At 71.8% G+C, this 13841-nt stretch carries 15 protein-coding genes and 1 pseudogene; 11 read left to right on the forward strand and 5 right to left on the reverse strand.

Features of this window, described 5'->3' with window-relative positions; translation table 11 throughout:
- Window positions 1-96: 96 nt before the first annotated feature.
- The 6 genes from RIN75_RS13715 (at window position 97) to RIN75_RS13740 (ending at window position 5403) form a co-directional block, all read left to right on the forward strand.
- Window positions 97-936 carry a ferric reductase-like transmembrane domain-containing protein gene (locus tag RIN75_RS13715; protein WP_309112268.1) on the forward strand — a complete coding sequence of 280 codons (840 nt, stop codon included), beginning with the start codon at window positions 97-99 and terminating at the stop codon, window positions 934-936.
- Window positions 937-961: 25 nt separating this feature from the next.
- Window positions 962-2560, forward strand: coding sequence for an FAD-dependent oxidoreductase (locus tag RIN75_RS13720; protein ID WP_309112269.1), 1599 nt, complete (start codon window positions 962-964; stop codon window positions 2558-2560).
- A 54-nt stretch (window positions 2561-2614) separates the two neighbouring features.
- Window positions 2615-3820, forward strand: coding sequence for a family 2 glycosyl transferase (locus RIN75_RS13725; RefSeq protein ID WP_309112270.1), 1206 nt, complete (start codon window positions 2615-2617; stop codon window positions 3818-3820).
- 35 nt (window positions 3821-3855) lie between these two features.
- The gene (locus RIN75_RS13730; RefSeq protein WP_309112271.1) at window positions 3856-4035 is read left to right on the forward strand and encodes a hypothetical protein; all 180 of its coding nucleotides are present in this window, start codon (window positions 3856-3858) and stop codon (window positions 4033-4035) included.
- Between the two features lie 151 nt (window positions 4036-4186).
- Complete coding sequence (locus RIN75_RS13735; protein WP_309112272.1) at window positions 4187-4879, forward strand: D-Ala-D-Ala carboxypeptidase family metallohydrolase; 693 nt, start codon at window positions 4187-4189, stop codon at window positions 4877-4879.
- Between the two features lie 71 nt (window positions 4880-4950).
- Window positions 4951-5403 (forward strand): YkvA family protein, encoded by a 453-nt coding sequence (locus RIN75_RS13740; RefSeq protein WP_309112273.1) that lies wholly within the window; start codon window positions 4951-4953, stop codon window positions 5401-5403.
- Here RIN75_RS13740 and RIN75_RS44085 read toward each other — a convergent pair.
- Both RIN75_RS44085 and RIN75_RS13750 read right to left on the reverse strand, forming a co-directional pair.
- Window positions 5377-6412, reverse strand: a pseudogene (locus RIN75_RS44085) (YeiH family protein). The gene RIN75_RS13740 and the pseudogene RIN75_RS44085 overlap by 27 nt on opposite strands.
- Before the next feature lie 180 nt (window positions 6413-6592).
- Complete coding sequence (locus tag RIN75_RS13750; protein ID WP_309112338.1) at window positions 6593-7294, reverse strand: lysophospholipid acyltransferase family protein; 702 nt, start codon at window positions 7292-7294, stop codon at window positions 6593-6595.
- 182 nt (window positions 7295-7476) lie between these two features.
- Here RIN75_RS13750 and RIN75_RS13755 point away from each other — a divergent pair, with 182 nt between their 5' ends.
- The 3 genes from RIN75_RS13755 to RIN75_RS13765 are packed head-to-tail and all read left to right on the forward strand — an operon-like array spanning window position 7477 to window position 10587.
- A complete protein-coding gene (locus tag RIN75_RS13755) occupies window positions 7477-8658 on the forward strand; it encodes a SpoIIE family protein phosphatase (RefSeq protein WP_309112275.1) in 1182 nt (393 codons plus the stop codon).
- The gene (locus RIN75_RS13760) at window positions 8658-10157 is read left to right on the forward strand and encodes an ATP-binding protein (protein ID WP_309112276.1); all 1500 of its coding nucleotides are present in this window, start codon (window positions 8658-8660) and stop codon (window positions 10155-10157) included. Before RIN75_RS13755 ends, RIN75_RS13760 begins: the two co-directional genes overlap by 1 nt.
- Window positions 10150-10587, forward strand: a complete 438-nt coding sequence (locus RIN75_RS13765; protein ID WP_309112277.1) for a response regulator — start codon at window positions 10150-10152, stop codon at window positions 10585-10587. The genes RIN75_RS13760 and RIN75_RS13765 overlap by 8 nt, the downstream gene beginning before the upstream one ends.
- 1 nt (window position 10588) lies before the next feature.
- Here the strand turns inward: RIN75_RS13765 and RIN75_RS13770 are convergent, their stop codons facing one another.
- Window positions 10589-11032 (reverse strand): MarR family transcriptional regulator, encoded by a 444-nt coding sequence (locus RIN75_RS13770; protein ID WP_309112278.1) that lies wholly within the window; start codon window positions 11030-11032, stop codon window positions 10589-10591.
- 77 nt (window positions 11033-11109) lie between these two features.
- Between RIN75_RS13770 and RIN75_RS13775 the strand changes: the two genes are divergently transcribed.
- Window positions 11110-12210: a cytochrome P450 gene (locus RIN75_RS13775; RefSeq protein WP_309112279.1), complete on the forward strand. Its 1101-nt coding sequence runs from the start codon at window positions 11110-11112 to the stop codon at window positions 12208-12210.
- Here the strand turns inward: RIN75_RS13775 and RIN75_RS13780 are convergent.
- On the reverse strand, window positions 12198-12497 hold the full coding sequence (locus tag RIN75_RS13780; RefSeq protein ID WP_309112280.1) for a TetR/AcrR family transcriptional regulator C-terminal domain-containing protein: 300 nt from the start codon (window positions 12495-12497) through the stop codon (window positions 12198-12200). The two genes, RIN75_RS13775 and RIN75_RS13780, sit on opposite strands and share 13 nt — an antisense overlap.
- Here RIN75_RS13780 and RIN75_RS13785 point away from each other — a divergent pair.
- Window positions 12460-12846, forward strand: coding sequence for an alpha/beta fold hydrolase (locus RIN75_RS13785; RefSeq protein WP_309112281.1), 387 nt, complete (start codon window positions 12460-12462; stop codon window positions 12844-12846). The two genes, RIN75_RS13780 and RIN75_RS13785, sit on opposite strands and share 38 nt — an antisense overlap.
- Here the strand turns inward: RIN75_RS13785 and RIN75_RS13790 are convergent.
- Window positions 12831-13832, reverse strand: a complete 1002-nt coding sequence (locus RIN75_RS13790; protein ID WP_309112282.1) for an MBL fold metallo-hydrolase — start codon at window positions 13830-13832, stop codon at window positions 12831-12833. The genes RIN75_RS13785 and RIN75_RS13790 overlap by 16 nt on opposite strands.
- Window positions 13833-13841: the final 9 nt, after the last annotated feature.

Below are 13841 nucleotides of genomic sequence, written 5' to 3' on the forward strand. Positions count from 1 at the left end.
CCCTCACCCCGCCCGGAACGGTCGTGACCACTCCTGCGCGGCCGTCCCGGGCGGGCCGCCTCGAACCCCTCCTCCCGCCAACCCGGAGGTCGACAAGTGTTCTCCCAGGTCCCGCTGCTGGTCGCGCAGGCGACCGGGGGCGACCACGACGCCGGGGTGCGCCACGTGGCGCAGATCTCGGCTCGCCTGGCCTACGCGTTCATGTGCGCCACCCTGTGCTGGGGCGTGCTGATCGCGACCGGCTGGGCCAACAAGCTCACCGGTAGACAGGGGCTGCGCAACAGCCACATGGTCCTGGCGACCGCGGCCCTGTCCTTCGGTTGCCTGCACGCCTTCGCGTTCACCCTGCTCAAGCTCGCCCCGTTCAGCTTCGTCGGGATCGCGGTGCCGCTGGTCGGCGGCGGCCTGTTCCGGCACGCGCTGGGCATCGTGGGGCTGGAGGTCATGCTGGTCATCGCGTTCACCGCGGGCCTGCGCAAGAAGATCTACTACCGCAAGTGGCTGCGGCTGCACCAGCTCGCCTACTTCGCGGTCGGCATCGCCGTGGTGCACTCGTGGCTGGGCGCGATCGCCAACGGCAACCTGGCCGTGCTGTGGCTGGCCGGCCTGACCATCCTCATCCCCACCGTCACCATCGCCCTGGCCCGCTTCCTGCCGCCGCACGTGCTGGTGCGGCTGGGCATGCTGGAGCCGGAGCCGGGGTTCGAGCCCGAGCCGGACGGCGCGGGCGGCAGCGCGCTGGACGTCAGCGTGGACAACGAGCGCTGCCACCGCTACGGCATCTGCCAGGCCGAGGCGCCGGGCCTGTTCCAACTCGTCGACGACGAACGGCTGCGCTACGAGCGCCGGCCCCCACCCGAGCTGTTCGCGAAGGCGCGGGCCGCCGCGCGCGCGTGCCCCATGCGCGCCATCGAACTGCGGGAGCGTGTCAGGTGACCACCGACTTGCGGGGCGGTGCCCGGTGAAGAACGAGGAACGCGTCGTCATCGCGGGCGGCGGACTGGCCGGGCTGCGGGCCGGGGAACGGTTGCGCGAGCTGGGGTTCCAGGGCGAGATCGTGATCGTCAGCGCCGAGCGCCACCTGCCCTACCACCGGCCGGCGCTGTCCAAGGAGGCCATCAACGGCGAGCTGCACGCCGCCGACCTGCGGCTGACCATCAGCCGCGAGCTGAACGCGATCTGGCGGCTGGGCACCGCGGCCACCCACCTGGAGACCGACCGGCGCGTGGTCGGCCTGCCCGGCGGCGAGGAACTGCGCTACGACGGTCTGATCATCGCCACCGGCGTCGAACCCCGGCACCTCCAGGGCGCGCCGCGCCAGGACTCGCGCATCCACGTGCTGCGGACCGTGGACGACGCGATCGCGATCAAGCAGGCCATCAACTCCACGCAGGGCCTGGTGGTGGTGATCGGCGGCGGCCTGATCGGCTGCGAGATGGCGGCGTCGGTGAAGACGATGGGCCGGGACGTGGCCATCGTGAGCCGGTCCAACACGCTGCTGGGCAGCGCGGTCGGCAAGAACATCGCGGACACCGTGACCGAGGCGCACCGGGCGCGCGGCGTGCGGATGGCGATGGGGGTCAAGATCCGGCACTGGATGCCGCAGGCGGGCGGGGTGGCGATCCACCTGTCCGACGGCCAGGTGTTCGTCGCGGCGGTCGTGGTGATCGCCGTCGGCGCGTCGCCGTCGGTGGCCTGGCTGCGCGGGTCCGGGCTGGTGCTGGAGGACGGGGTGCTGTGCGACCCCACGTGCCACGTGGTCGGGGCGTCCGACATCGTGGCCGCGGGTGACGTCGCGCGGTGGCCGAACCTCCGGTTCGGAGGGCAGCCGCGTCGGGTCGAGCACTGGCTCAACGCGGTGGAAATGGGGCGGGCGGCCGCGGAGAACCTGTTGGCGGGCAGGGAGAGTTCGCGGCCGTTCACCCCCGTTCCGCGGTTCTGGACCGAGCAGTACGGGATGCGCATCCAGGGGTCCGGGCTGCCGTCGATGGGCAAGGACACCACGACGCTGGCCGGGTCGAAGAAGGACCACCGGACCATCACCGGGTTCATCGACGGCGGGCGGCTGGTGGGCATGGTGGGGCTGGACGCGCCGACCGCGATGATCAAGCTGTCGATGGAGCTGTGGCGGCAGAACCGGGTGCCCGAGGCGGAGCGCACCCGGCGTGTCCCCCAGCACCTGGCTCCACCCGAGCGGTTGGCCGACGCGCAGAACCCGGCACCTCAACCGGGGTTCACCGAGCCGCAGGGCTCCGGCTACGGCCGACCGGTCGCGCCGGACGCGGCGGCGGCCGAGCCGGGGTTCGCCGGCGCACAGGGCTCCGGGTTCGGCCGCCCGGTGGCCCCGGAGCCGGCGTCCGGCCACGGTCCCGCCGTCGAGCAGCCCCGGCAGCCCACGCGGTCCGAGCAGAGCGGGCGGCACGAGCTGCCGAGCTTCGAGTTCCCCCGCCAGCAGCAGGACTCGCAGCCGCTGCCGATCCCGCCGCACGCCCCCGTCGTCCGCTCCCGGCCCCACCCGCGCTCCCTCGCCCGCACCGGACCGAGGGCAAGACCCCGGTGAGCTGTTACCTCACCGCCGTGTCCCCGTAACCCGGGGCACCAAGCATTCGGACCCATGAACCGAACCACCGTCGTCGGCATCCCGGCCCGCGACGAGGAGCGCACGGTCGGCGCGGTGGCCCGGGCCGCCGACGCCGGCCTGCACCTCGCCTTCCCCCGCGGGAGAAACGTCGTCGTGCTCGCCGAGAACGGCAGCACCGACGGCACGGTGCGGCGGTTCGCCGAGACACCGCTGCGCGCCCGCAAGGTGGTGGCCAGCTCGCCCGGCGCGGGCACCGGCAAGGGCACCAACGTGTTCGCGATCGTCGACCGGGCGCTGGACCTCGACGCGGACCGGGTGCTGCTGCTCGACGCCGACGTCCGGTCCACCGAGCCGGAGTGGGTCGGCCGGCTCGCGGACGCGGTCGACGGCGACGAGCCCGCGCTGGCCGTGCCGACCTACCGGCGCAACCGGTTCGAGGCCAACACCACCAACCACCTGGCCAGCCCGTTGCTCGCGGCGGTGTTCGGGGTGCACGTCGAGCAGCCCATCGGCGGCGAGTTCGCGTTCAACCGGGCGTTCCTCGACCTGGCCCGGACCTGGTCGCGGCCGGACAGCGCCTACCTCTACGGCATCGACGTGTGGCTGACCGCGAACGCGCTGCGCGAGCACGTGCGGGTGGTGGAGGTGCCGCTGGGGCGCAAGCTGCACAACTCGCCGTTCCCCAAGATCCTGCGGCTCCCGCAGCAGGTGCTGGACTCGCTGTTCCACGTCGTGCTGACCACCGACCGGCTGCGCCCGCCGGGCCCGGACGTGCCCCGCGCGCGGGCGGCGGTGGACGGCGCGGCGGTGCGGCAGGACCCGGCGGTGGTCTCGCGGGTGTCCGCGTCGGTGGCCCGCTACCTCGACGCGCACTTCGCCGACGTGCGGACGTTGTTCCCGGCGGCCAAGGAGGTCCGGCCCGCGCCGTGGGGCCTGCGGGTGACCGCGGAGGACTGGCCGCACGTCCTGGCCGACGCGGTGGCGGCGGTGGCGGGCGGCCGGTTCGAGGCGGCGCGGGACCACCTGGTCGCGCTGTACGTGAACCGGGTGATGACGTTCTGGGAGGAGATCGACGGGCTGGCCGGCGCGGAGATCGACCGGCTGCTGGACCGGCAGGCGGCGCGGACCGTGGAGGCCGTGCAGGGCAGGCGGATCGAGTTGGGCGGCGGGTCCGGGCCGGGTCGGTTCGACGTGCGGCACTGGGCGGGGTTCAACGACGAGGCGCCCGTGCCCGCGTGAGTAACGACCGGGCGCTCGTGAGCGCTGTTCAGGTCATGAGATCGACGCGGGAGCGGTCGCTGGTGGCGCTGGCCGTCGTCTTCCTGGCGGTGGCGGCGTTCAACGGCGTCTTCGCGCTGTTCGACCACGTGGCCTGGCGCGGCGTGATCGCCGCCGGCTGCGCGGTCGCCTCCGCCGGGCTGCTGTTCGCGGCGCTGACCGAGCGGCGTCGCTGACAGCTGTTCACACACCGTTGGGCAGGTGTGAAATCTTCGGACATTAGGGACAGATTGACGCCCTGTGTCGGACTCCGCCAGGCTCCGAAGTCCGTCCCCTCGCAGTCTGGAGGTCCCTGTGCTCCAACGCTTCGGATCGATAGCAACGGCGTTGTCCATCGTCCTCGTCGGCCTCGTGTTCGGCTCCGCACCGGCACAGGCAGACGGCTGCTACACCTGGACGCGCACCCTCTCCCAGGGCGCGACCGGCGCCGACGTGCGCCAGCTCCAGATCCGCCTGTCCGGCTACCCCGGCTACGGCGGCGTCCTCGCCCTGGACAGCGAGTTCGGCCCGGCGACCCGCTCCGCCCTGATCCGCTTCCAGCAGGCGTACGGGCTGGCCGCCGACGGTGTCGCGGGCAGCGCCACCTACAGCAAGCTCTACGCCCTGCAGGACGACGACTGCACCCCGGTCAACTTCTCCTACGCCGAGCTGAACCGCTGCAACTCCGACTGGTCGGGCGGCAAGGTCTCGGCGTCCACCGCCAAGTTCAACGCCCTGGTGTCGATGTGGAAGCTGCAAGCCATGCGGCACGCGCTGGGCGACCAGCCGATCACGGTGACCAGCGGGTTCCGCAGCATCGCGTGCAACAACGCGGTGGGCGGGGCGGCGGACTCGCGGCACCTCTACGGCGACGCCGTCGACCTCGGCGCGGGACCGCACTCGCTGTGCCGGCTGGCCCAGCAGGCCCGCTACCACGGGTTCAACGGCATCCTCGGGCCGGGCTACCCCGGTCACGGCGACCACACCCACGTCGACCACCGGTCCAGCCGGTTCTGGTCGGCCTCGCAGTGTGGAATTTGATCTGGGTGGAATTTGATGTGGATGGGATTTGATCAGCGTGTGAGCTTCGCGTTTCCGGATACCCTGGGCGTGTGATCTTCCTCGGCGTCATGCTCGCCGCGATCGGGGCGTCCACCCTGGTGTGGCGCGATGCCGACCTGTTCGGGCTGCCCCCGGTCGCGGTCGGCATCGCGCTGCTGGTCCTGTCCGCCGCCTCCTTGACCTACGGCGTCGTCCGCCGCCGACGCCGGTGGACGGTGGGCGGCGAACCCGCGCCGGTCGGCTCGATCGTCGACCGCGCCAAGGCCCTGCCCCGGCTGCTCAAGCGGCGCAAGGAGTACGGCCTGCCCGGAAGCCGCCTGGCCCAGTGGGGCTTCGCCCTGGTCTACCTGGTGTCGCCGATCGACATCCTGCCGGAACTGCTGCCCGTGGTCGGCATCACCGACGACGCGGGCGTGGCGGTGTGGCTGCTCACCAGCCTGTCCACCGCCGCCGGCCAGTACCTCAACTGGGAGCGCTCAAAACAGCGCCAGCGCGAGCCCTAGGGCCGCCAGGACGTTCACGCCGGTCGCCGCCGCGAAGGCGCCCACCGGCCGCCACCCGGCCTGCTTGAGCGCGCCGACCCGGAACTCCAGGCCGATGCTGACGAACGTCAGGATCAGGAACCACGTCCGCAGGTCGTTGACCACGCCGATCGCCGCCTTGCCCGACGGCACTGCCGCCAGGTGGACGGTCGCGATGATCGAGGTGGCCAGGAAACCCAGCACGAACTTGGGGAACCGGTCCCACAACTGCCGTTTCGCCGACACCCCGACCGGCTTGCGCTCCACCTTCAGCGCGAAGTACACGGTCAACGCCACGGCCACGACACCGAGCAGCGCGTTCTGGGTGACCTTCACGATCGTGGCGATCTGCAAGGACTCCTCGCCCGCCAACGTGCCCGCCGCCGTCACCGCCGCCGTCGTGTCGATGTTGCCGCCGATCCACGCGCCGGTGGTCGCCGGGTCCAGCCCCAACGCGGTGGCCGCGACCGGCAGCACGAAGATCGACGGCAACGCGAACACGATCACCAGACTCGCGCTGTAGGCGAGCTGCTCCCGTTTGGCCTGCACCGCACCCGCCGCCGACAGCAGCGCCCCGCAACTTCTCGTCCAGGCCGAGCTTCCCGCCCAGCCACCAGGAGAAGCCGAACACGACGGTGATCAACACGACCGACCGGACGATCGCCGGCCCCGCGTTGGACACGATCACCGACAGGTTGATCGACGCCCCCAACAGCACCAGCCCGGTCTTGATGAAGAACTCGGTGCGGAACCCACCGGACAGCCGCTCCCGCACCCCTGTCGCCGACAGAACCGCGTTGCCCAGCAGTCCCAGGAGGATCGCGTAGATCGGGAACTCGATCGAGGCCCCGATCCCCGCCAATGCCGTGCCCTTGGTCGCCTTGGGCACTTCGGACGACAGGTACCGCGCCACCCACGACAGCGCCAGCACGACGACAACACCCAAAGCCGCGTGCAGCAAGGGTTTCCGGGTTTGTTCGGAGGTGGTCATCAGGGCACCAGCCCCGGGGTGACGACGCCGGTGAGGGCCAGCGCGAACAGCGCCAACCCGACGATCACGGCCGGCCAGTCCTCGTTCAGCGCCTTGCGGGGTGGTTCCTCGGCCATCGCTCACGCTCCACCATGCGGGACAGCAGGGAGCTTCGAACGCCAGCGAGGGCAAGGAACGTCGTCACCGCTTCCCAGGGTGTGGGAGGTCCCGGACGCCGACGAGCAGATCGGTGACCGCGTCCATGATCCGTGTGGTGGCTTCGTCCAGGACGGTCTTGCTCAGCCGTTGGTCGTACAGGTCGGAGAGGTCGACCGGCGCGCCCGCCACGACGTGCACCTTCGTCCAGGGCCGGGGCAGGAACCGTCCAGGCGGCAACAGCCGGCGCGTACCCCACTGCGCCACCGGCACCACCGGCGTGCGGGTCTGCAGGGCGAGCCGGGCGACGCCGTTCTTGCCCTTCATCGGCCACCCGTCGGGGTCGTCGCTGAAGGTGCCCTCCGGGTAGACGATCACGCACTGGTCGTCGGCCAACGACTCCCGCGCCGCGTCCAACGCCCGCCCGGCCCGGACCGTGCCCCGGTCGACGGGGATGTGCTTGCCACCCGACATCACCCATCCGATGACCGGGGCCTTCCACAGGCTGGCCTTCGCGAAGTAGCGCGGCACCCGCCCGGAGGCGAGCGCGAACGCGGTCAAGGTCACCGGGTCGGCGAACGACAGATGGTTGGACGCCAGCAGCACCGCGCCCTTCCGGGGCACGTTGTGCCGCCCGACCATCCGCATCCTGACGAAGAAGACCACGAACGGCCACAACACGTCGATAGCCACCGAGTACCAGAACCCCCGCCCACGCCGGGGCAGCCGCGGGGTCAACGCCACCATCTGCGAGAAGCTCACACCGCCATCTTCGCTCCCCCGCACCCGGTGACCGCGCGGACCCGCCATTCCCCACCCGATCCGCACTCCGCCAACCCCGCCGGGCGACCACCCACCCACCCGGACGAACGCAACCCGCCGAACCGCGTGGGGCGCGGGTGATCGCTGTTCGGCTAGGGTCCCATGCCGTGACTGGGTTCAGCGGCGCGGACCGCATCACGGTGCTGCTCGTCGAAGACGACGAGGGCGACGCCGTGCTGGTCGAGGCGCTGTTGGAGGAGGTCGGCGCGGACGTCGAGCTGCACCGCGTCCGCACCCTCCGGGAAGCCACCCGGCTGCTGGCCAAGGTGGACTGCGTCCTGCTCGACCTGGGCCTCCCGGACACCACCGGCCTCGACGGCCTCACCCGGCTGCTGTCCGTGTCCGCCCCGCCCGCCGTCATCGTCCTCACCGGACTCAACGACGAACTCCAAGGCGAGCGCGCGGTCGCCGCCGGCGCCGAGGACTACCTGGTCAAGGGCCAGGTGGACGGCCCCCTCCTGCTCCGCGGCATCCGGTACGCGGTCGGCCGCAAGCGCGCCGAGGAAACCCAGCGCCAACTCCGCGACGAACAGCTCCACGCCGCCGAGAAGACCCGCCTCGAACGCGGCCTGCTGCCCACCCCGATCCTGGACGACTCAGACCTCCTGGAAGTGGTGGTCCGCTACCAGCCCGGCGGGAGCCGGATGCTGCTCGGCGGCGACTTCTTCGACGTCGTCCGCACCCGTGACGGCACGCTCCAGGTCCTGATCGGCGACGTCTGCGGGCACGGGCCGGACGAGGCCGCGCTCGGCGTCCTGCTGCGCATCGCGTGGCGGGCGCTGGTGTTCGCCGACCAGGAGCCGTCGCGGACGTTGCGCACGATGCACGAGATCCTGGAGCACGAGAGACACCAGCCCGGCCTGTTCACCACCGCGTGCATGGTCTCCATCTCGCCGGACCGCAAGTGGGCCCGCGTCTACCTGGCGGGCCACCCCGAACCCATGCTGCTGGTCGGCGACCGGGTCACCGAACTGCCCCGCGACCGCGCCGGCCTGCCGCTGGGCGTGCTCCCGGACAGCACGTGGAGCGGTCTGGACGTGCCCCTGCCGCCGGGCTGGTCGCTGCTGCTCTACACCGACGGCCTGGTCGAGGGCCGGGTCACCGGCGACACCGAGCGGCTGGGGTCGGAGCGCCTGATCGGGCTGATCGACGACATCACCCGCGACCGCCCGGACTGGGCGCGCGACCCCGAGGGCCTGCTGGACTCGCTGATCGCCCGGGTCAAGGCGCTCAACGGCGGTGAGCTGGACGACGACATGGCCGTGCTGCTGATCTCGGACCAGGGCTGATGGACTACCGCACCCGCTGGCCGGCCAGCCGGCTGCTCATGGCCGCCGTGGCGATCCTGATCATCGTGTGCGCGAGCGCGATCGGCGGCGTGGCCGTCGCGCTGATGGGCCTCAAGGACGCCCGGGGCGTCCTGCTCGACCAGGTCGGCCCGGCCCGGCGCGCGGTGCAGGAGCTGGACGGGGCGCTGGTCGACCAGGAGAGTTCCGTGCGCGGCTTCGCGCTCACCGCCAAGGAGGAGTTCCTCGACGGCTACCGCGCCGGGCAGGAGACCGAGGCCGACTCGCTGGACACCGCCCGGCGGCTGCTCGGCGAGGTGCGCCCCGACCTGGTCGCGCGGGTCGACGCCATCGGCCGGCTGACCGCGAACTGGCGCGCCCAGTACGCGGAGCCCATCGTCGACCGGATCCGGGCGGCCGGCTCGCCGCAGGTCGACGTGGCGGGCACCGAGCGCGGCAAGGAGGTGTTCGACAACCTCCGCGGCACCGTCTCGGTGCTGGAGGCCGAACTGGCGGGCGACTCGGCCAAGGCCCGGGCGGACCTCGACGCCGTGGCCGACCAGGTGTTGTACCTGGTGATCGGCCTGGGCGTGCTGCTGGTGGTGATCATCACGGCGGTGGCGATGGTGCTCTACCGGATCCTGATCCGGCCGCTGTCGGTGCTCGCGGACCAGGTGCGGGAGGTCTCGTCGGGCGACTTCGAGCACGTCGTGGAGACCGGCGGGCCGCGGGAGACGGTGATGCTGGGCGAGGACGTCGACGCCATGCGCACCCGCATCCTGAACGACCTGGAAGACCTGCGGCGGTCCAACTCGGAGCTGGAGCAGTTCGCCTACGTCGCCTCGCACGACCTCCAGGAGCCGCTGCGCAAGGTCGCGAGCTTCTGCCAGCTGCTGGAACGCCGCTACTCCGGCCAGCTCGACGAGCGCGGCGAGCAGTACCTGCGGTTCGCGGTGGACGGCGCCAAGCGGATGCAGGTGCTGATCAACGACCTCCTGGCGTTCTCCCGGGTCGGCAGGCTGACCCGCGAGCACACGCTCGTCGACCTGAACGAGACCCTCGCGCAGGTGCTGGACAGCTACTCCGAGGCGATCGAGCGGACCGGCGCGACGATCGAGTCGGCCGAGCTGCCGACCGTGCGCGGCGAGGCGTCGCTGCTCGGCGGCGTGTTCGGCAACCTGGTCAGCAACGCGCTGAAGTTCCGCGGCGAGGACCCGCCCGTGGTGCGCATCGGGGTCGAGCGGACCGATGCGCACTGGACCTTCACGGTGAGCGACAACGGCATCGGCATCGACGCGGAGTACGCTGAGCGGATCTTCGTGATCTTCCAGCGCCTGCACCACAAGGACGACTACCCGGGCACCGGGATCGGCCTGGCGATGTGCCGGAAGATCATCGAGTACCACGGCGGCACCATCTGGCTGGACACCGGTGGCGGCACCGGCACGACGTTCAAATTCACCCTGCCGGCAGTAGAGGACACCGAGGACACCGATGAATGACTCCCTGAGCGTGGTCGACGTGCTGCTGGTCGAGGACGACCCGGGCGACGCCCTGATGACCCAGGAGGCGTTCGAGCACCACAAGATCCGCAACCAGCTGCACGTGGTGCGCGACGGCGTGGAGGCCCTGGAGTTCCTGCGCCGCGAGGGCAAGTACGCCGACGCGCCGCGCCCCGGCCTGGTCCTGCTGGACCTGAACCTGCCGAAGGTGGACGGCCGCGAGGTGCTGGCGCAGGTCAAGGCGGACGAGTCGCTGCGCACCATCCCGGTGGTGGTGCTGACCACGTCGGAGGCGGAGGAGGACATCCTGCGCTCCTACAACCTGCACGCCAACGCGTACGTGACCAAGCCGGTGGACTTCGACCGGTTCATCGAGGTCGTGCGCCAGATCGACGACTTCTTCGTGACCGTGGTGAAGCTGCCCCGCTGACTCACCGCTCCCGGAAGCTCTCGATCTCCTCCTCGGTGCGCCGGGTGGCGAGGTCGAGGAACCGCAGCAGCGCCGCCCGCTGGTCGTCGTCGAGGTCTTCGACATCGGCGCGGTGGCGCTCGTTCAGGCTGTCGTAGAGGCCGCCCACGCGCCGCACCGCCTCGTCGACGGGCTCGACGACCAGCCGCCGCCGGTCGAACGGGTCGGGCACGCGGCGGACGTAGCCGGCCCGTTCCAGCCGGTCGATCATGCGCGACGCCGAGCCGCTGGTCAGGTTGACCCGCTGGGCCAGCCGGCCGGGCGTCGCGGGGCCCTCGTTGGCCAGCACGTACAGGGCTTGCAGGTCCGTCCAGGGCAGTCCCAGGTGTTCGGCGATCATGCCGTTCAGCTCGATCACCGGGATCTGCCAGCGGGCGATGGCGCGCAGGACTTCGTCGGCACTCACGGGTCGCAGTATAACTGTGTTGCGCAGTCACTGCGTCATGCAGTTATCTTGGTGCAAACGATATCGTGGAGGTCGTCATGCCCTGCCCGTTCGCCGCCCGCACCCACTCGCTCGACGACCCCGTCGAGGTGGGCGAACCCGTGGTCGTGGCGGAGGCCCCGGCCGGTGGACCGGTGCGGATCGTCACCGACCCGGAACTGGCCCGTGCGGTGCTGGCCGACCCGCGCTTCGCCAAGGACCCGGCCCTCGCCCCGCCGCACTGGGACGCCCGGACCGCCGGCCTCGAACCGACCGCCGCCGACCAGCTGTCCGTGACCACGCTCGACGGCCCGCCGCACACCCGGCTGCGCAGGGTGTTCGCGCCGCTGTTCAGCGCGGCCCGGATGCGCGCGGCCTACCCGATGATGGTCGCCACGGCCCGCCGACTCCTGGCCGCCCTGGGTGCCGAGGCCGACCTGGTCGAGGACTTCACCACCCGCTACCCGCTGGCCGTCCTGTGCGACCTGCTGGGCATCCCCGCCGACCGCGTCGACCACGCGATGACCGCGTGCCGGCTCGTGCACACCGACTACCCCGACCACGTCGACCAGGCCATGGCCGCCTTCGCCGACCTTGCTTCGGTGGCGGTGACCGGCGGCGTCGAACTGGCCGACCGGATGCCGCCCGGGTCCACCGACCGCGACCTGCACTACCAGGTCTTCACCATCCTGTTCGCCGGCCAGCTGACCACCGACCCCAGCGTCGGCTTCCTGATCGCCCGCCTGCTCAGCCCTCCCCCAGCTCCCGACACCCACACGGCCCCCGACGACCCCGCCGCGCCCGACGACCTCGTGGACGACACCCTCCGCCGATACCCACCGGCCCCGTACACCCTGTGGCGCTTCACCTCGACCGAAGTGGACCTGGCCGGCGAACTCCTGTCCGCCCGCACCCCGGTCCTGGTCGACATCCGCGCCGCCAACGCCGGCTCGGGTGACCTGACGTTCGGCACCGGCCCGCACTACTGCATCGGCGCGCAACTGGCCCGACTGGAGCTGCGGGCGGTGGCCGAGGCCTTCCGGACCGACTACCCGAAGGCCCGCCTGACCACCCCGTACCGGAACCTGGTCGCCGCCACCCCCGGCGGCATCATGGGCAGCCGCCTCCTCACCCTGCCCGTGCGCTTTCAGACGCCGTAGAGCTTGAGGAACGCGTCCACGGCCGTGTCGGCGAACCGGTGCAGTTCCTCGACCGGACAGGGCTCGTCGTCGAACATCGCGCGGTTTAGCGGCACGGACAGCACCAGCCACAGGAAGTGCCGGCCCGCCGGCAGCGGGTCCGGGGTGTCGAGCCGACCCTGCTCGCTCAACCGCGCGAACTGGTCCGCGAGCTGGTGGTAGCTGCGCTCCGGTCCGGCGGCGTACCAGGTGCGGGCGAGCAACGGCCCGATGGACGCCCTCGCCGACGCCTTGGCCTCGGACTTCACCGTGCTCACCTACGACCGGCGCGGCCGGGGCGAGAGCACCGACACCCCGCCTTACACGATCGGGCGGGAGGTGGACGACCTGCGGGCGGTGGTGGACGCGGCGGGCGGGTCGGCGTTCGTGCACGGGTTCTCGTCGGGTGCCGTGCTCGCCCTGCACGCCGCGGCGGCCGGTGCGCCGATCACCCGGTTGAGCCTGTTGGAGCCGCCGCTGGCCGAGGGGCCGGTGCCGGACGCGGACCTCGTGGCCGAGCTGGAGCAGTCGGTGCGGGAGGGTCGGCGGGGTGACGCCGTGCTGCGGTTCAACGAGGCGATCGGGGTGCCGGAGGAGACGTCTCAGGCGGCCGAGTAGACGTCGACCCCGTCCACCGCCTCGACCCGGACCAGGCCGCGGCGCGCCAGGACGTCCAGGTGGGCGGCGGTCTCCCCGGTCGCCAGGACGCGGTTGAACAGGTCCAGCTCGTCGAACCGCCGGTCGCGCCGGGTCCAGCCGAGCTTGCGGGCGGTCTCGAGCGCGGTGCCGGTGCCCGACCGGACGGCGGCCAGGGTCGCGTCCAGCCGCTGCTCGTGGTGGGCCAGCAGCTCGTCCACCCGGGCGTGGCTGGACTCGGTGACCGGGCCGTGCGCGGGCAACAGCCGCAGGTCCGGGTAAGAGCGAACGAGCCGAAGCGAATCGAGGTAGTCGCCCAGCGGCAGCTCCGGTCGGGCCGGCTCGAACCCGATGGACGGCGTGATGTGCGGCAGCACGTGGTCACCGGCGAAGAGCAGGGACGACTCGACGTCCACGAAGACCACGTGCCCGCGCGTGTGACCAGGCGTGGGCAGGACGCGAAGAACCCGTTTCTCCAGCCCGAGGTCGGTCTCGGTGAGCCACTCGTCGGGCTCCTCGTAGTCCCGCAACTCGGCCTCACCGACCGCCAGCACCGCCTTCCGCCACTGCGGCGCCAACTCCGCGCCGCCCCAGCGCAGCAGGTTGCCCAGCTGACCGTCCCGGGTCCGGCTGATGACCCGCCGCAAGGAGGGCTGCTCCCCCAACCCCAACCCGACCCGAGTCCCGAACCGCCGCCGCAACAGGATCGCGAGCGTGTAGTGGTCCCGGTGCAGGTGCGTGACGAGAAACCGCCGAACGTCCCCGAAGTCCCGCCCCAACTCCCCCAGGGCCGCCTCAAGCGCCCGCTCACCTTCTTCGAGCGCCCAGCCGGCGTCGACCAGGACGAGCCCGTCGCCGTCCTCGATCGCGTAGACGTTCACGGTGTGCAGGCCGTCGTTGGGCAGGGGCAGCGGGATCCGGTGCACACCGGGCGCGACCTCGAAGACTCCGGACTCGGTCCACTCCATCCCCGGATA

The organism is Saccharothrix sp., from assembly GCF_031180885.1.
Classification (GTDB): domain Bacteria; phylum Actinomycetota; class Actinomycetes; order Mycobacteriales; family Pseudonocardiaceae; genus Actinosynnema.

Coding starts and splice junctions, on each gene's coding strand:
- RIN75_RS13725 (WP_309112270.1), top strand. CDS start 2,615: ATGAACCGAACCACCGTCGTCGGCATCCCGGCCCGCGACGAGGAGCGC.
- RIN75_RS13730 (WP_309112271.1), top strand. CDS start 3,856: ATGAGATCGACGCGGGAGCGGTCGCTGGTGGCGCTGGCCGTCGTCTTC.
- RIN75_RS13750 (WP_309112338.1), bottom strand. CDS start 7,294: ATGGTGGCGTTGACCCCGCGGCTGCCCCGGCGTGGGCGGGGGTTCTGG.
- RIN75_RS13760 (WP_309112276.1), top strand. CDS start 8,658: ATGGACTACCGCACCCGCTGGCCGGCCAGCCGGCTGCTCATGGCCGCC.
- RIN75_RS13765 (WP_309112277.1), top strand. CDS start 10,150: ATGAATGACTCCCTGAGCGTGGTCGACGTGCTGCTGGTCGAGGACGAC.
- RIN75_RS13775 (WP_309112279.1), top strand. CDS start 11,110: ATGCCCTGCCCGTTCGCCGCCCGCACCCACTCGCTCGACGACCCCGTC.
- RIN75_RS13785 (WP_309112281.1), top strand. CDS start 12,460: ATGGACGCCCTCGCCGACGCCTTGGCCTCGGACTTCACCGTGCTCACC.
- RIN75_RS13790 (WP_309112282.1), bottom strand. CDS start 13,832: ATGGAGTGGACCGAGTCCGGAGTCTTCGAGGTCGCGCCCGGTGTGCAC.